Genomic DNA, 17,168 nt, shown 5'->3' with positions numbered 1-17,168 from the left:
GGTCCAAGCTACACCCAGGCAGGACCATGCCCCGGCAACGGTGCCGCTCCCGGCAACGGTGGTGCTTTGGACCGGTACGTGTGGCCCGTGGGCGTGGTCAGGTCCAAGGCGTGCACCCCGGAGGCGTCTGCCAGTGGCTTCGCGGCCCACCCGGGGTTTTCCTTGGTGTGATTGCACTGTTCGCACAGCCCTCCGCCGTTGCCGAGGCTGGTGGGTCCACCGCCTTGCCATGGAACGATGTGGTCGATGTGCCGGATGGGCGCATCGCAGTAGGGTGTTCGGCATGAAGCATCGCGGGCCTCGATGAATCGCCGCATGCCGGGTGGGAAGAGCCTGGCTTTGGAATCCATGCCCACGAGTTCCCCGGTATTCGGTGCTGTGTACAGTCTTCGAAGCCAGACCACGAAGCCTGGGTCCGCTGGCGCCGACTGTATTTGCCCGGGAAGCCCTTGAGCCTTGACGTGCCCGGAAGGGTTTTGAGCCCCGGCCAGCCCCACAAGCTCCCTGGCCCAGCCACCCGGCACTATGCCGTAGCCCTCAAGCCTTGCGGGTTCGCTGTCGCCCTGGAACAGGGTGCGATCCGTCAGGACCAGCTGCACTTCCACCTTGGAAATACCGCCCGGCGTCCCCGTGAGTCTCTCCACTAGCGTGTCCGCCATGACTTGGCCGCGGGAGCGTTCGTCACCGGAGCATCGGGCTGAGTCAGCAGCTTCTTTGAGAGCCTTATAGGCTGCGACGCCTTGGGCAACGGGCAGCAAGGCAGTCAGATACGTCATCGTGTCCGGCGCGGGCCGGATGCTGACGTGCCTCTCCTTGGCAGCATGTGCGGCCCGCCGGGTAACCGATCGCGGGTCACGTCGGTACGCAGCGGCTTTGGCAGCGGCGATGATCGCCCGATCCCCCATGCCGTCCAAAGTCCCGGTGTCCGGAGCCAACTCTTCATCCACGGCGCAGCGGTCCTCGGCGGACAGGCACGCCGTTTCCTTCACCAGAAGGGTGGCGCGCCACTCGTTGAGCAAACCGGAGTCGAGGGCGGCGAGGGTCCGTGGCATCTCCTTGACCAGTGCCTTGGCGAGCCCTAGGAGCCTCGATCCGCGATGGGGCGACTCGCGCCGGGCCAGGGCGATCTGCGCCGCAGCTGCCCCGCCCTGCTTCGGGGCGGGCACGCCTGCCGCCGCATCTGCCTGGCGTTGGGCGAGTTCGAAGGAGGCTGCGATCTTTGCCTGCAGCCCGGAGATGGCGGACTTCATATCTTCCAACACTCGAAGTTGTTCGATGAGTGCCCGGGCGGCCTCGGCGGGCTCCCGTGAAGCTTCCGCCACCACGGGCGCTGCGTTGGGGACAGGCAGCATCGGAGCCCGCGGTGCCGTCACTCGCGTGCCCATTGCCCGCGTGCCCGAGCTCAGCGCCTGTTTCCCTTCCATGAATCCATCCTGCCAAGGGGGTCGGACATTATTAGCCCGACCCGAACCTCCCCGGCCGGAAACGCAGATTCCCACAGCAAATTGCGCAGAGTGCAAGTTTGCACTTAGTGTAATTATGTGACCCAAACAAGCAGCCAGGAGGACACCTCCACGCAGCCTGCGAGCGAGTCGAGCACCCCTTCCCGGCGGGAGCTCAACAAGGCCGCCACCCGTAGTTCCATCGCCGCAGCAGCCCTTGAATTACTCCGGGCCAAGGGCTCGGGAAACTTCACGGTGGAGGACATTGCCGCCAGCGCCGGTGTCTCCCGCCGCACCTTCTTCAACTACTTCCCCAGCCTCGAGGCGGCCCTCGCGTCGGTGGCTGACGGATTCATGGACCGCGCCCTCGAGCAGTTCCAGCTGCGTCCGGCCGACGAGACCATCCTCGAGTCGGCCCAGGCCGCGCTCATGGCCCTGGCAGACCCCATGTCGGTTGCTCCGATGGCCGAGTTGTTCAGCCTGACCCAGGACAACCGATCCCTGGCCCGGTCCGAACTCGAGGCCTGGGACCACTGCACCGAACAAATCATCGCCGCCGCACGCACAAGGCTCGGGCCGGACGTCAGTGAGCTCTACCTGCATGCCCTGGCCGGCTCGGTCATTTCCTGCGGCAAGGCTGCCATGAACGTCTGGTTCGCCGAATGCGGACCGGACCTCTCCCCCGAATCCCTGGCGGTGCTCCGCCAGCACCTCATCGACGCGATGGGGCTCCTCGGAGCCGGCTTCGCGCCGTCGTCCCCGTCTTCGCGCACCGAAGGCACCTCCTCCGTTCCACCCACCACAGATCGGTTCTGACATGGCATCGTTCCTCTACCGACTCGGCCGGTTTTCCTACCGCCGCCGTTGGCTGGTCATCTCACTCTGGCTGGCCGTTTTGGTCGCTGTGGGCGGCTCTGCCGCCGCGTTCCACGGCACCATGTCCAACAACTTCACCATCCCGGGCACCGAAACCCAGCAGATGGCTGACAAGCTGAAGGAAGCACTCCCGGATGCGTCGGGCGGGTCCGCGAGCGTGGCGTTCGAGGCAGGCGCTTCAGGTTTCGACCAAGCGGGCAAGGACGCTGTGGCCGACGCCCTGGCCCAACTCGAAAAACTCCCCGACGTCCAGTCCGTGGTCAACCCCTTCACCACGCAGGAACGGTTGGACCAGGCAGCCGCCAAGATCTCCGAGGGCGAAGCCCAGGCTGCAGCGGGCAAGGCCCAACTGGACGCTTCCCGCGCACAGATTGCGGCCGGCGAACAACAGTTGGCCGCGGCCGAGCAGCAGCTTGTTGCGGCCGGATTGCCGCCGGCGCAGATCGAGGCACAGCTGGCTCCCCGGCGTGCCGAGCTCGCGGCAGGCAAGGAGAAGCTCGACGCCGGAGCCAAGAAAGCTGCCGACGGCGCCGCTGCGCTGGCCCTCGGCAAGCGGGAGGCGCAAGCCTCTGAAGGATTGCGCTTCGTTTCCAGCGACAACAAGGCAGCAATCGCGCAGATCCAGTTCAAGACGTCCATCAACGCCGTCCCGCCCGCCGTCCGGCAGGAAGTACAGGACATCGTCCACGGGGTCTCCTCAGCAGGCGTGACTGCCTATGCCAGCAAGGACATCACCGAAGACGTTTCGCAGATCTTCGGCGTGGCGGAAATCGTTGGTGTTGCGGTTGCCGCACTGGTCCTGATCCTGATGCTCGGCACGCTCATTGCTGCGGGCCTGCCCCTCATCATGGCGTTGATCGGCGTGGCCGTGGGCGTCGGTGGCACGTTCGCGCTGACCGGCGTGATCGACATGAGCTCCATCTCCCCCATGCTCGCACTCATGCTGGGCCTGGCCGTGGGCATCGACTACTCGCTGTTCATCGTCAACCGGCACCGCAACCAGCTGCTTGCCGGCATGGATGGCGAGGAATCCGTCGCTTTGGCCACAGGCACCTCGGGCAATGCCGTCATGTTTGCGGGCCTGACGGTCATCATCGCCCTCGCCGCCCTGGTCATTCCCGGGCTACCGTTCCTGGCAATCCTCGGTGTGGCAGCAGCAGCGACTGTAGCCGTCGCCGTCGTCGTAGCCCTGACCCTGACACCGGCCGTCCTGAGCCTGATCGGCCGGCGGCTTATCTCCAAGCGGGCCTGGGCAAAGGCCGCCCGGCACAACGCCGAACCCGGCCATGAAGCTGCCGACCGCGACCTGGACGAGAAGCGCAGCACGCGCGGTTGGGGTGGCTTGGTCACCCGCCATCCGTGGGTGGCGCTGATTCTCAGCGTGGTACTGCTCGGGGCAGTTGCACTGCCCGCATCGCAGCTGAGGCTGGCACTGCCCGACGGCGGGTCCGAACCTGTGGACTCCCAGGCCTACAAGGCGTACGACCTGACGCGCGACAGTTTCGGCGAAGGCGTGACCGGCCCTATCATCGTGGTTGGCGAACTGCCCGCCGGGCTCAGCGAAAACGATGCCAAGAACAAGCAGTTCGATGTCGCGGAGCAGTTGCGCAGCGTCGAGAACGTGGTTGCTGCCGTGCCCTTTGCCCTGAGTGAGGACCGCAGCACCGCGGTTTACCAGGTCATTCCCAAGGAAGGCCCGGCAAGCGCCAGCACCGTGAAGGTGGTCTCGGACCTCCGCGAAAAGGGCGCCCAGATCCGCGAGGACACCGGGGTTTCCATCGGCTTGACCGGCCAGACTGCGGGCAACGTGGACGTTTCCCAGAAACTCGGCGCCGCCCTGCCGCCGTACCTGGCGATCGTCGTCGGGCTGTCCCTGATCCTCCTGCTGCTGGTCTTCCGCTCAATCGTGGTGCCGCTGCTGGCCACGGGCGGCTTCCTGTTGTCGCTGGCCGCAGCGTTTGGCGCCGTCGTGGCTGTTTACCAGTGGGGCTGGCTCGGCGGAATCTTCGACGTCGCCAATCCGGGTGCCGTGCTGAGCTTCCTGCCCATCATCCTGATCGGCGTGCTGTTCGGCCTGGCCATGGATTACCAGGTGTTCATCACCTCGGGCATGCGGGAATCCTACATGCACGGTGAAGACGCCCGGCACGCTGTCCGGACCGGTTTCAGCCACGCAGCTGCCGTGGTGACGGCCGCCGCGATCATCATGGTGAGCGTGTTCTCGGGCTTCATCTTCAGCCACCTCACCATGGTCCGCCCGCTCGGTTTCGCCATGGCCTTCGGTGTGCTGATTGACGCGTTCGTTGTCCGCATGACGATCGTGCCCGCGATCATGTACCTGCTCGGCGAGAAGGCCTGGTGGCTGCCGAAGTGGCTGGACCGCCTGCTGCCGGACGTCGACGTTGAGGGCGCCAAGCTCAACCGCAGCGACCGTCCGAAAGCCGGCTCGGCGGAGCTCGTCCACTAACCCTCTATCACGTCACCACCCACACCCCCGGTTCCTCTATCACATAACCACCGGATATCCCCGATGCTCTATCGCTTGCCTGAAGGAAGTGATAGAGCATCGGGCGTTTGGGGGCGGGAAGTGATAGAGCATCGGGCGTTTGGGGGCGGGACGTGATAGAGCATCGGGCGTTTGGGGGCGGGACGTGATAGAGCATCGGGGGGCGGTGGGGGTATTAGGCTTGGTGGGGTGACCCGATTGATCCTTGCCTCCCAGTCCCCTGCCCGCACCAAGCTCCTCGCCGAAGCGGGCATCCAGCACGACATCCTGGTGTCGGACGTGGATGAGGACGCGGTGCAGGCCAGGTACGGCGTCACTGATCCCCACGACACCGCACTGCTGCTCGCCCGGGCCAAAGCTGAGGCCGTAGCGGCGCTCCCCGAGGCGGACGGCGCCCTGGTGATCGGCTGCGACTCGGTCTTCGAGTTCGACGGCGAATCGCACGGCAAGCCGTACACCGCCGAGATTGCCCGCGAACGGATGCTGCGCATGAGCGGATCCAAAGGGGTCCTCCACACGGGGCACTGGCTGGTGGACTGCCGGGAGACTGCCGCCGACGTCGACGACGACGAGCCCGCCGCCGGGACCGGCGCCACTTTGGGTGCCGTCTCCAGCGCGGAAGTACACTTCGCCGAGATGTCCTACCAGGACATCGACGCCTACATTGCCACCGGTGAACCGCTCCACTGCGCGGGCTCATTCACCATCGACGGCCTTGGCGGGGCCTTCATCCGCAAGGTCGACGGCGACCCGCACGCCGTCGTCGGGCTTTCCATCTCCACGCTCCGCGAGCTGCTCAGCCACGCGAATGTGGGAATCACCGAACTGTGGGCTGTGCCCGGCGCGAACCCGGCTTTGTAGCAACCCTACAAAGGAACAGCGCTTCACACACGGAATCCGCCATCAATATGGGCGGAACCCTCACAATCGCGCTAGGCTCCCTGAAGGACAGAAGGAGTCAACAACTTGTCAGCTAACCCGGCGCAGCCCATTTCCAGCCCTCTTACCAAGGTCTTGATTGCCAACCGTGGCGAAATCGCGGTCCGCATCATCCGAGCAGCCCGGGACGAAGGCATTGCCTCCGTAGCCGTCTACGCAGACCCGGACCGCGATGCCCTGCACGTCCGCCTTGCCGACGAGGCGTATGCACTGGGTGGCAACACGGCTGCCGAGTCGTACCTGGTGATGGACAAGATCATCGACGTCGCAAAGCAGGCGGGCGCCGACGGCATCCACCCCGGCTACGGCTTCCTGGCCGAGAACGCCGAATTCGCCGCCAAGGTGATCGAGGCCGGCATCACGTGGATCGGCCCCTCCCCCGAGGCCATCTCTGCCCTGGGTGACAAGGTCCAGGCACGCCACATCGCGGAGAAGGTCGGAGCCCCGCTGGTCCCCGGCACGGCAGACCCCGTCAAGGATGCCGATGAGATCCTCAAGTTCGCAGAGGAGTTCGGCCTGCCCGTAGCCATCAAGGCAGCGTTCGGTGGCGGTGGCCGCGGCATCAAGGTAGCCCGGACCATGGAAGAGATTCCGGAACTCTACGAATCCGCCGTCCGTGAAGCCGTCGCAGCTTTCGGCCGCGGCGAATGCTTCATCGAGCGGTTCCTGGACGCGCCCCGCCACGTCGAAACCCAGTGCCTGGCCGATGCCTACGGCAACGTTGTTGTGGTCTCCACCCGCGACTGCTCCCTGCAGCGCCGCAACCAGAAGCTCGTGGAAGAGGCCCCGGCTCCGTATCTCACCGAAGAGCAGAACAAGCGCCTTTACGAATCCTCCAAGGCCATCCTGAAGGAAGCCCATTACCTGGGCGCCGGCACCTGCGAGTTCCTGGTGGGCCAGGACGGCACCATCTCCTTCCTCGAGGTGAACACCCGCCTCCAGGTTGAGCACTGCGTCTCCGAGGAAGTCACGGGCATCGACCTGGTCCGTGAGCAGTTCCGCATCGCCCGCGGCGAAGCCCTCGGTTACGAGGACCCCGAAGTCCGCGGCCACTCCTTCGAGTTCCGCATCACCGGCGAGGACCCGGGCCGCAACTTCATGCCCGCGCCCGGCACCATCAGCACGTTGAAGAACCCCACCGGCCCCGGCATCCGCGTGGATTCGGGCGTGGAAGAGGGTGATGTCATCAGCGGCAACTTCGACTCGATGCTGTCCAAGCTCATCGTCACCGGTTCCAGCCGCGAACAGGCACTCCAGCGCTCCCGCCGCGCCCTGGAGGAGATGGTGGTGGACGGCATTCCCACCGTCATTCCTTTCGACCTCGCGGTTGTGACCGACCCCGACTTCGCCCCGGCAGAAGGACCCTTCAAGGTCCACACCCGCTGGATCGAGACCGAGTTCGTCAACAACATTCCGGCGTGGCAGCCCACCGGCACGGATGCGGAAACCTCCGACGCCGGTGATCGCCAGCGCGTCGTCGTCGAGGTCGGCGGCAAGCGCCTTGAGGTCGTCCTGCCTTCGGGCCTCGGCGCCGGTATGGCCGCTGCTTCCGGAGCCGGAACCAAAACCAAGGCCGGCAAGTCGAAAAAGCGTTCACGCTCCGCCGGCGCTTCCGCCGCGGTAGCCGGCGGCACCGCGCTGACCTCCCCCATGCAGGGAACGATCGTCAAGATCGCCGCTGCCGAGGGCGACGTCGTGGCCGAGGGAGACCTGATCGTGGTCCTCGAAGCCATGAAGATGGAACAGCCCCTCACCGCCCACAAGGCCGGAACTGTCCGCGGCCTGACGGCTTCGGCGGGCGAGACCGTTTCAGCGGGTGCCGTCATCGCCACCATCGAGGACTAACGGCACGTACCCCATCACGACGCCGGCCCCGCACCAAACGGTGCGGGGCCGGCGTCGTTATTGGGCTGCTTAGGCGACGTTGTTTTCGTAGTCCGTGTCCCGCGTTTCCTTAGACAGGAAGAGCGCGATGAGGGTGAGGACGGACATGATGCTCAGGTAGACACCTACCCAGAACGTGCTGCCATCGCCGAGTTCCCAGAGCCACACGGCAATGAACGGGGCCACGGCCGCACCCAGGATGCTGGAGACGTTGTAGCTGACTGCCGAGCCCGTGTAACGGACGTTGGTGGGGAACAGTTCCGGCAGGAGCGCACCCATAGGTCCGAAGGTCAGGCCCATCAGGGTGAAGCCAATGATCAACAGTCCCATGGTTCCCACGAACCCTCCGCTGAAGAGCGGAACGAAGAGCAGGCCGAAGAGGAGGATGCCGGCCGTCACGGCCATGAGCATCTTGCGGCGGCCGAACTTTTCGGCGAGCGGTCCTGCCACGAGGGTGAAGATGCCGAAGAACACGACGCCGGCAATCAGCATCCACAGGAAGTCGTTGCGGGTGTAGCCGAGGCCCGGAATGAATGCCGCGGCTGCGGCTTCGGTCATGGGCTTGCCGGCCTTCTCCGCAGCCGCCTGGGCGCCTTCGAGGGTGGGCTTGGTGCCATAGGTAAGCGTGAACGTGGTCATCAGGTAGAAGAGCACGTAGGTGGCCAACATGATGAACGTGCCAAGGATCAGTTCGCGCCAGCTGCTCTTGAAAACGCGGCCGATGGGCAGCTTGGCCACCTCGTTGGACTCCACCACCTTGGTGAAAGCGGGAGTTTCAATGAGCTTGAGCCGGACGTAGAGTCCGATGATCACCATGACGGCGCTGAGCAGGAACGGCACGCGCCAGCCCCATGCCGCAAAGGCCTCCGGGGACAGGGTGTAGCTGAACACCAGGAAGATGACGTTGGCCAGGATGAAGCCGATGGGGGCTCCCAGCTGGGGGAAGGTGCCGTAGATGGCGCGCTTGTTGGCGGGTGCGTTCTCGGTGGCCAGCAGGGCGGCGCCGCTCCACTCTCCGCCCAGCGCAAGGCCTTGCGCGAAGCGCATGACCACCAGCAGCGCCGGAGCCAGGATGGTCCACCCGGGGACTTCGGCGGTGGGGAGGCAACCGATCAGGAACGTGGCGATGCCCATGGTGAGCAGGGACGCCACGAGTGTTCCCTTGCGGCCGAACTTGTCACCGAAGTGGCCGAACACGATGGAGCCGAGGGGACGCGCTACGAAGGCCACGCCAAAGACGGCAAAGGAGCTCAGGAGCTGAGTGGTGGCATTCAGGTTCGGGAAGAACAGGCTGGGGAAGACCAGCACTGCGGCTGTGGCGTAGACGTAGAAGTCGTAGAACTCGATGGTCGTGCCGATGAGGCTGGCAACGATCACCCGTCCCCGCGAGTTCACCGGTGCAGTGGACCCGCTTCCCTGGGATGTAGCGGTGGAAGACATGTAAATGCAGCTTTCGTTCACGCCGGCCACGCACCAGGCGGGCTGCCGGCGAAGGCGTATTTGAGGGTTCAATAATAGTTCCCGCAGTCCATCGACTGGACAATCACGTCCGCCATTCGGACAGGCTGGAAAATCTCACCCTGTGGGCCGCGCCACAACCTCACCATCGTCTCACGCATCCGTGATGCCGCAGATAGGGAAATGTCACAGCACGTTTACAAAGGGCGACGGTCCGCGAAATGCGCGAAACCTACCTTGGAAGCACAACGTCCCCCACCAAGGAGGCACTCCCGTGACTGTTGACCGCACCGCAGAACTGGCACCCCACCAGTCCACTGCGACCACCACCCCCGCCCTTGAACACCGCCCCGGCCGCTGGATCGCCAACTGGGATGCCGAGAACAAGGAGCAGTGGGAGGCCGCAGGCCGGTCCATCGCCAAGCGCAACCTGTACTGGTCCATCTTCGCCGAATTCCTCGGCTTTGTTGTCTGGCAGCTCTGGTCGATCGTGGTCGTCCAGCTTCCCGCCGCCGGCTTCGCTTTCGACACCAACCAGATCTTCTGGCTCATCTCCATCCCCAGCCTGGTAGGAGCCACCCTCCGCATCCCCTACACGTTCATGGTTCCCAAGTTCGGCGGACGGAACTGGACCATCGTTTCAGCCCTGCTCCTCCTCATCCCCGCCTCGGGCCTGGCCATGTGCGTCTCCAACCCGGAAACGCCGTTCGGAGTCATGCTCCTCGTGGCAGCCCTCGCAGGCTTCGGTGGCGGCAACTTCGCCAGCTCGATGGCGAACATCACCTTCTTCTACCCCGCCCGCGAGAAGGGCTGGGCGCTGGGCCTGAACGCCGCCGGCGGAAACCTGGGTGCCGCCGTCGCGCAGTTGGTTGTTCCCATCGCCGTCACGGTACTGGCCGCCGGAACCGTCAACCTCCCCATGGCCGGCCTCATCTGGATCCCGCTGATCCTGGTCGCGGCGTTCGGTGCATGGAAGTACATGGACAACCTCACCAGCGCCAAGGGGGACATCGCCGGATCCGTTGCGGCGCTGAAGGAACCGCATCTGTGGATCATGGCGTTCCTCTACATCGGCACCTTCGGTTCGTTCATCGGCTTCGCAGGCGTCTTCCCCAAGCTCATCAAGGACTACTTCCCGGAGTTTTCCTCCATCCACGTCGGAGCGGTGGCGCTCTCCCTGGCGTTCCTCGGCCCGCTGGTCGGTTCCCTGGCCCGTCCCTACGGCGGCCGGATGGCCGACCGGATGGGTGGAGCCCGGATGAGCATCACGGCCTTCGCATCCATGGCCGTCATCACGCTCACCATGATCTGGACGCTGCCGCTGAAGAACTTCTGGCTCTTCCTGGGCCTGTTCCTCCTGCTCTTCGTCTCCAGCGGTTTCGGAAACGGTGCCACCTACCGGATGATCCCGGTCATCTTCGCGACCTCCAGCCGGGCCGCCCGCTCCGGCGCCGGCAGCGCTGAAACCGCCCGGCTCGCGGCCTCGTCCCTGGGCCTGATCTCCGCGATCGGCGCCTACGGCGGATTCGTGATCCCCCAGGTGCTCAATGCCTCCAACACCGCCTCCGGTTCCTACACCCCGGCTTTCTACGGATTCGTCGCAGCGTACGTCCTGATGCTCACCGTGTGCTGGGCCTGCTACATCCGTCCCGCCCGGAAGCGCAACATGATCGGACACATCTAGATGCCCAACGGCGCCGATACCCACTGCCCCTACTGCGCGCTCCAGTGCGCCATGACGCTGACTCCTGCCCCGGACCACGGGGCGGGGGCAGCGCCCGCACCCGCCGCAGAGCCTGCCAAGCCCACCGCGCCCCTTGACGTTTCCGGACGCGACTTTCCCACCAACCGTGGGGGGCTGTGCCGCAAAGGCTGGACGTCGGCGTCGTTGTTGAACCACAACGGCAGGGTCACGGAACCGCTGCTGAAAGGGTCCGACGGCGTCCACCAGCCCATCTCCTGGGAGCAGGCCCTGGCGCTGATCGTGGCTGCCGTGAAGGATACGCAGCGGCAGTACGGGAACGACGCCGTAGGAGTCTTCGGCGGGGGCGGCCTCACCAACGAGAAGGCCTACATGCTGGGCAAGTTCGCCCGGCTGGCCCTCCGCACCTCACGGATCGACTACAACGGCCGGTTCTGCATGTCCTCCGCAGCGGCTGCCGGGAACCGCGCCTTCGGCGTAGACCGGGGGCTGCCGTTCCCGGTGGCCGACCTTGATTCCGCGTCGGTCATCCTGATGCTCGGCTCCAACGTCGCCGAAACCATGCCTCCGTTCGTCCAGCACCTCCAGGGCGCACGCGACGCGGGCGGCCTGATTGTGGTGGACCCCCGCCGCTCGGCGACTGCCGCGTTCACGTCCGACGGCGGCGGCCTCCATTTGCAGCCGACGCCCGGTACCGATTTGGCCCTCCTTTTGGGCATCAGCCACGTGGTGGTCCATGAAGGCCTGGTGGATTCGGCCTTTGTGGAGGAGAAGACCTCCGGCTACGCCTCCGTGGTGCGCAGCTTGAACGCTTTCTGGCCGGAGCGCGTCCAAACGATCACCGGAGTTCCGGCCAACCTCATCCGCGAAACCGCCCGGCGGCTGGCACAGGGCGCACGTGCCGGGGGCAGCTACATCCTCAGCGGCCGGGGCGTGGAACAGCACGTCGACGGTACTGACACCGCCACGGCCGCCATCAACCTCAGCCTGCTGTTGGGCCTGCCCGGCTCGGCCCGCAGCGGCTACGGCACCCTCACCGGGCAGGGCAACGGCCAGGGGGGCCGGGAACACGGCCAGAAGGCAGACCAGCTCCCCGGCTACCGCAAAATCACCGACCCCGCCGCCCGCGCCCACGTCGCCCGGGTGTGGGGCATCGATGAGTCGCTGATCCCCGGACCCGGCCTGCCCGCCGTCGAACTTCTTAAATCGCTGGGAAAGCCCGACGGCGTCCGGTGCCTTTTTGTGCATGGCGCCAACGTGGTGGTTTCGGCGCCGGACACCAATGCCGTCACTGCCGGGCTGCGTGCCCTCGACTTCCTGGTAGTGTGCGATTTCTTCATGTCGGAGACGGCTTTGGAAGCCGATCTGGTGCTTCCCGTGACCCAGTGGGCGGAAGAAGAAGGCACCCTGACCAACCTCGAGGGGCGGGTCATCCGGCGCCGGCGCGCGCTGACCCCTCCCCCGGGCGTCCGCAGCGAGCTGTGGCTCATGGCAAGGCTCGCGGAATTGCTTCAGGCTCCTTCAACGTTCAGCGACGACCCCGGGACGGTGTTTAGCGAACTCCGCCAGGCCTCTGCCGGCGGGCTGGCCGACTACTCCGGGATCGACTACGCCATGCTGGACCGCGGCGAGGCTGCGTACTGGCCCTACCCCGTGGGCAGCAATGGCACGCCCCGGCTGTTCACCGACGGTTTTGCCCATGCGGATGGCCGGGCCGTGATGGTCCCGGTAACTCCGTCCAAACGGGCCGTTCGCTCGTTTGCTGATGACTCGCTGGCCCTGGCAACCGGCCGCCTCCTGGAGCACTACCAGTCCGGCGCCCAGACCCGCCGCGTTGCGGAGCTGTTGGCCGCCCAACCCCAGGTCCGGCTGCTGATCCATCCTGCTACGGCTGCTTCACGCGGGATCACCGACGGCGACTACGCCACCGTGACCAACGAGCGCGGCGAAGTGCTGTGCCGCGCCGAACTGAGCAACGCCGTGCGGCCCGACACCGTGTTCCTGCCGTTCCACTTCCCCGGCCAGGAGAACGCCAACCGGCTCACGGAGGCCGCGACCGACCCCATCTCCGGCATGCCGGAATTCAAGACCAGCCGGGTATGGGTCCGGCGGGCAGCGTCCACCCCGGTTCCCGCGGTCCTTGCGGATGCGGGACTGCCCTTGCACTCCAAGGAGGCTTCATGAGCGAGCGCATTGTTGTTGTTGGATTCGGCCCCGTGGCCGCGAGGTTGGTGGAAGAACTGGTTCCTGCCGTCCGCTCCGGCCTGGTGCAACTGCTGGTTGTTGGGCAGGAGGCCGAAGCTGCCTACAACCGCGTGATGGTGGCTGAACTGGGCGTGGGGCGTACTTCGGTGGAGGCACTGGCAATGGCCGACGCCGCGGAGCTGGAGGCTGCCGGGGTTCAGGTCCGCCTGGGCACCAAGGTCCGCCGGATCGACCGGGCCCGGCAGCACGTCGTGCTGTCGGACGGCTCCGCCGAACACTATGACCGGTTGATCTTCGCGACAGGATCACGGCCCGTCATCCCCAACCTGACGGGCTTGAACCCGGATCCTGCCGGGCCGGTGCTGCCCCCGGGCGTGATCACCCTCCGGGACCTCAATGACGCCGCCGTCCTGCGCGAAGCTGTAGCCGGACGCAAGCGGGTGGTAGTCCTCGGCGGCGGCGTGCTCGGCCTGGAGACGGCCCTCGCTGCCTCGGAAGAAGGGGCGCAGGCCACGGTGGTGCACAACGGCCCCTTCCCCCTGGGCCGCAGCATCGACCGCGGCAGCGGATCGGTCCTGACCAACAGCCTGCGGGCCAGCGGCGTCCGCATGGCCGGCAATGCCCGCTCCACCGCAGTGGAAACGTCTGGTCCTGACGGTTCGTTCTCAGCCTTGCTCCTGGACGACGGCTCCGCGATCGACGGCGACCTCCTGGTTTTGTCCTGCGGCGTCCGTCCGCGCATCGGGCTGGCCGAGGGCTGCGGCCTTCCGGTCGGCACGGGAATCCTGGTTGACCACCACCTGCGCACGTATCACGAACCCCACATGTTCGCCATCGGCGACTGCGCGGAAGTGCGCTGCCCTGATGCTTCCTGCGTTGAGTGCCGGACAGCCGGCGGTCCTTCCGGCCTGGTGGGACCGGGGTGGCGCCAGGCCGAGTGGTTGGCCGACTACCTGCTGGTCCTGGCACGCGACGGCCAGGAGGCAGCCGATGCCCTTGAACCGCTCGCCATCGAGAAGCCGGGTGTTATTGTCCTGAAAGCCCGGGGCATCAACCTGGCCCTGGCCGGAGACAACCAGGCCGATCCCTGGGATGACGAACTCCTCGAAGCCGGGGCCGTGGCGGGACGCGCCCGCCGGCAAGTTTCCCAGTGGGCGGATCCCGAACACGGACGCTACGTCAAGATGACCACCCGCGGCGGAGTGCTGGAAGGGCTCGTCGCCGTCGGAATGCCCCGGACCGCGGCCGAGCTGGTGGTGCTTTTCGAGCGTGCCTCGGAACTCCCGGCGGACCGCTCGCTGCTGCTGCGCCTGGATGGACCTGACCAGCTGGACGCCGGGGCCACCACCAGCAACGACCCCCAACGCACGGTGTGCCGGTGTGCAGGAGTAAGCGCAGCCAGCATCGGGGATTCCGTGGAGGACGGGTGCTCCACCGTGGCCGAGGTTTCCAAGGCCACCCGTGCCGGAACCGGATGCGGCGGCTGCCACGATGACATCAAGGGACTCATCGAGAAGCACTTCCAGGCGGCGGCTGCCTGAGCCTGGCCCGCCGCCGGCTACATGTGTACGTGCAGGCGCCGGGCGGCTTCCGAGATGGATCCGGTCAGCGACGGGTACACCGTGAAAGTGCTGGCGACGTCGTCCACGTGGAGCTTCTGCGCCACGGCCACGGAGATCGGGAAAATCAGCTCGGAGGCGTTCGGCCCCACCACGACGCCGCCAATGACAGTGCCGGAACCCTTGCGGGCGATGATCTTGACGAAGCCATCCTTGGTGTTGCGCATCTTGGCACGTGCATTGCTCAGCAGGGACAACATCACAACATCGCCCTGGTACTTGCCGGACGCAAGATCCGCCTCGGACACACCCACGGAGGCGATCTCCGGGGACGTGAAGATGTTGGAAGCCACCTGGTTGAGTTTGAGGGGCTTCACGCCGTCACCCATGAAGTGGGCAATGGCGATCCTGCCCTGCATTGCGGCGACGGAAGCCAAAGCGAAAACACCCGTGCAGTCGCCGGCAGCGTAGATATTGGGGGCGGTGGTGCGGGAAACACCGTCAACCTTGATATGCCCGGACTCCGTCACGGCCACGCCGGCTTCTTCCAGACCGATCCCTGCGGTGTTTGGAATGGAACCAACACACACCAGGCAGTGGGAGCCTGTCACTTCCGATCCGTCACCCAAGGTGACCTTCACGCCGTCGTCCGTCCGCTCAACCGCGTTGGCGCGGGAACGGGACAGAACGCGCACGCCGCGACGTTCAAAAACACCTTCAAGGAGCTTGGCGGCATCGGTGTCCTCGCCCGGGAGGACCTGGTCGCGGCTGGAGATCAGCGTGACTTTGGAACCCAGGCCGTTGTAGGCAGACGCGAACTCGGCGCCCGTGACACCGGAACCCACCACGATCAGTTCCTCGGGGAGTTCGTCCAGGTTGTAGATCTGCGCCCAGTTCAGGATGCGCTCGCCGTCGGGCTTTGCCGTTGGAAGTTCGCGGGGGTGGGCGCCGACGGCCAGGAGGATGGCGTCTGCGTCGATAGTGCGCGTGCCCTCAAGGGTGAGGACCTCAATGGTGTTGTTGTCCAGCAGCTTTCCGGATCCGATGACGATGTCAACGCCCAGGCGCTCGAGGCCTGCGCGGATGTCGTTGGACTGGCCCCGCGCAAGGTTGAGGACGCGGTCATTGATGTGTTTGAGGTCTGCATGGGGCTTGGACGCGGAATCGTCAAACTTGACGCCCAGCTCATCGGCTTCGCTGACGCGCGTCATCAGGTCTGCGGTGGCGATGAGGGTCTTGGAGGGCACGACGTCGGTCAGCACCGCGGAGCCGCCGAGGCCGGCCCGCTCGATGATGGTGACTTTCGCACCGAGGGAGGCAGCCACCATGGCAGCTTCGTATCCGCCGGGACCACCTCCCAGGATCGCGATTCGGGGGGAACTGAAATCAACTTGGGTGGTCACAATTCCCAATTCTCGCGTATCCATGCCCATGCTGCCAGTCAGCCCTGCCTCACCCTCCATGGCAGCCCCGGATGAGGCCGGACGCGTCCCTACCGGTTTGGCGCGCGCGCAAGGTAGCTTGTACCAGTGAGTAACACTGAGCTGATGAACACAGACCCCTTCGAAGCCGCCAAAGCCGCCGCCGACTACATCGCGTCCGAGACCGGCGTCGAGTCCCACGACGTCGCCCTGGTTTTGGGCTCCGGTTGGGCTGAGGCCGCCAACCTGATCGGCGAGACCACCGCCACGTTGAATGCCTCGGAGGTTCCGGGCTTCCACAAGCCCGCTGTGGTTGGCCATGTGGGCACCATCCGTTCGGTCCTCACCACCGAGGGCAAGCGCGCACTGGTCCTGGGCGCGCGGACGCACTATTACGAGGGCCGGGGCGTCCGTTCCGTCGTCCACGGCGTTCGGACAGCAGCAGCCGCGGGGTGCAAGACACTGGTCCTCACCAATGGTTGCGGGGGACTCAATGAGGACTGGAAGCCCGGCACACCCGTATTGATCAGCGACCACATCAACCTCACCGCCACATCTCCCCTGGAGGGCGCCACCTTCGTGGACCTCACTGACCTCTACTCCGCACGGCTCCGCGACCTGGCCCGTGAAGTGGACCCCTCCCTGCAGGAAGGCGTCTACGCACAGTTCACCGGACCGCACTACGAGACACCGGCCGAGGTCCAGTACGCCAAGCGAATCGGCGCCGACCTCGTGGGCATGTCCACGGCCTTGGAAGCCATCGCGGGACGGCACGCCGGCATGGAGGTCTTCGGCATCTCACTGGTGACCAACCTCGCCGCGGGCATCAGCCCCGTGCCCCTGAGCCACGCCGAAGTCCTGGAAGCGGGCGAAGCGGCAGGCAAGCGGATCTCGACCTTGCTGGCGGGAATCATCGCGAAGCTGTAGCGGACGACCAACAAATCTGCAGTACGCACCCAACTAGGTCGCAATAGTGCGCGTTTAGAACGTTCAAAACCCGCACTACTGCGACCTAGTTGGGTGATGGGGGTCAGGAGAGTCCCGGAATAAATCTGCTTTAAGACGCAACATTTGATTCCCCGCCTTCATCCGTGGCACGCGCGCGTGTTGGCAATGTAAGCGCTTGCACTACCAAGGCCACCGCCGCCTTTGGGAGGGAGAAACAGGCTTTGCACT

The 17,168-nt window shown here is 65.7% G+C and carries 11 protein-coding genes; 8 read left to right on the top strand and 3 right to left on the bottom strand.

Annotated elements, in window-relative coordinates; all coding sequences use genetic code 11:
• Positions 1-8: 8 nt before the first annotated feature.
• On the bottom strand, positions 9-1,424 hold the full coding sequence (locus tag QN084_RS18345) for an HNH endonuclease (protein WP_259362918.1): 1,416 nt from the start codon (positions 1,422-1,424) through the stop codon (positions 9-11).
• A 117-nt stretch (positions 1,425-1,541) separates the two neighbouring features.
• On the opposite strand from QN084_RS18345, the gene QN084_RS18340 reads away from it, so the two are divergent.
• From QN084_RS18340 to QN084_RS18325, 4 genes are all read left to right on the top strand, one after another.
• The gene (locus QN084_RS18340; protein ID WP_069694766.1) at positions 1,542-2,258 is read left to right on the top strand and encodes a TetR family transcriptional regulator; all 717 of its coding nucleotides are present in this window, start codon (positions 1,542-1,544) and stop codon (positions 2,256-2,258) included.
• Position 2,259: 1 nt separating this feature from the next.
• Positions 2,260-4,785 carry an MMPL family transporter gene (locus QN084_RS18335; RefSeq protein WP_069694765.1) on the top strand — a complete coding sequence of 842 codons (2,526 nt, stop codon included), beginning with the start codon at positions 2,260-2,262 and terminating at the stop codon, positions 4,783-4,785.
• Positions 4,786-5,013: 228 nt separating this feature from the next.
• Positions 5,014-5,685 carry a Maf family protein gene (locus QN084_RS18330; RefSeq protein ID WP_069694764.1) on the top strand — a complete coding sequence of 224 codons (672 nt, stop codon included), beginning with the start codon at positions 5,014-5,016 and terminating at the stop codon, positions 5,683-5,685.
• 105 nt (positions 5,686-5,790) lie between these two features.
• Entirely contained in the window at positions 5,791-7,608 is a 1,818-nt protein-coding gene (locus QN084_RS18325; RefSeq protein ID WP_062095806.1) for an acetyl/propionyl/methylcrotonyl-CoA carboxylase subunit alpha, read from the top strand.
• A gap of 69 nt (positions 7,609-7,677) precedes the next feature.
• Here QN084_RS18325 and QN084_RS18320 read toward each other — a convergent pair whose 3' ends face one another.
• A complete protein-coding gene (locus tag QN084_RS18320) occupies positions 7,678-9,087 on the bottom strand; it encodes an MFS transporter (protein WP_021471410.1) in 1,410 nt (469 codons plus the stop codon).
• Positions 9,088-9,379: 292 nt separating this feature from the next.
• On the opposite strand from QN084_RS18320, the gene QN084_RS18315 reads away from it, so the two are divergent.
• Genes QN084_RS18315 through QN084_RS18305 form a run of 3 tightly spaced genes read left to right on the top strand, consistent with a single transcriptional unit; the run spans position 9,380 to position 14,553 of the window.
• Complete coding sequence (locus tag QN084_RS18315) at positions 9,380-10,789, top strand: MFS transporter (RefSeq protein ID WP_021471411.1); 1,410 nt, start codon at positions 9,380-9,382, stop codon at positions 10,787-10,789.
• Entirely contained in the window at positions 10,790-12,991 is a 2,202-nt protein-coding gene (locus QN084_RS18310; RefSeq protein WP_021471412.1) for a molybdopterin oxidoreductase family protein, read from the top strand.
• Positions 12,988-14,553: an FAD-dependent oxidoreductase gene (locus QN084_RS18305; protein WP_069694763.1), complete on the top strand. Its 1,566-nt coding sequence runs from the start codon at positions 12,988-12,990 to the stop codon at positions 14,551-14,553. Before QN084_RS18310 ends, QN084_RS18305 begins: the two co-directional genes overlap by 4 nt.
• A 17-nt stretch (positions 14,554-14,570) precedes the next feature.
• Here QN084_RS18305 and QN084_RS18300 read toward each other — a convergent pair whose 3' ends face one another.
• A complete protein-coding gene (locus tag QN084_RS18300) occupies positions 14,571-15,974 on the bottom strand; it encodes an NAD(P)H-quinone dehydrogenase (RefSeq protein WP_031216200.1) in 1,404 nt (467 codons plus the stop codon).
• Positions 15,975-16,118: 144 nt separating this feature from the next.
• Between QN084_RS18300 and QN084_RS18295 the strand changes: the two genes are divergently transcribed.
• Positions 16,119-16,919: a purine-nucleoside phosphorylase gene (locus QN084_RS18295; protein ID WP_021471415.1), complete on the top strand. Its 801-nt coding sequence runs from the start codon at positions 16,119-16,121 to the stop codon at positions 16,917-16,919.
• The last annotated feature ends 249 nt before the right edge of the window (positions 16,920-17,168 follow it).

The organism is Paenarthrobacter sp. R1 (genome assembly GCF_030264015.1).
In the GTDB taxonomy this organism is placed as follows: domain Bacteria; phylum Actinomycetota; class Actinomycetes; order Actinomycetales; family Micrococcaceae; genus Arthrobacter; species Arthrobacter ureafaciens.
Note: the sequence above shows the minus strand (reverse complement) of the source record. Positions and strands in the feature narration are given on the sequence as shown.

Bases quoted from the DNA above. Each gene is read 5' to 3' on its own strand.
- QN084_RS18305 (WP_069694763.1), top strand. From the start codon at position 12,988: ATGAGCGAGCGCATTGTTGTTGTTGGATTCGGCCCCGTGGCCGCGAGG.
- QN084_RS18320 (WP_021471410.1), bottom strand. From the start codon at position 9,087: ATGTCTTCCACCGCTACATCCCAGGGAAGCGGGTCCACTGCACCGGTG.
- QN084_RS18345 (WP_259362918.1), bottom strand. From the start codon at position 1,424: ATGGAAGGGAAACAGGCGCTGAGCTCGGGCACGCGGGCAATGGGCACG.
- QN084_RS18295 (WP_021471415.1), top strand. From the start codon at position 16,119: ATGAACACAGACCCCTTCGAAGCCGCCAAAGCCGCCGCCGACTACATC.
- QN084_RS18335 (WP_069694765.1), top strand. From the start codon at position 2,260: ATGGCATCGTTCCTCTACCGACTCGGCCGGTTTTCCTACCGCCGCCGT.
- QN084_RS18310 (WP_021471412.1), top strand. From the start codon at position 10,790: ATGCCCAACGGCGCCGATACCCACTGCCCCTACTGCGCGCTCCAGTGC.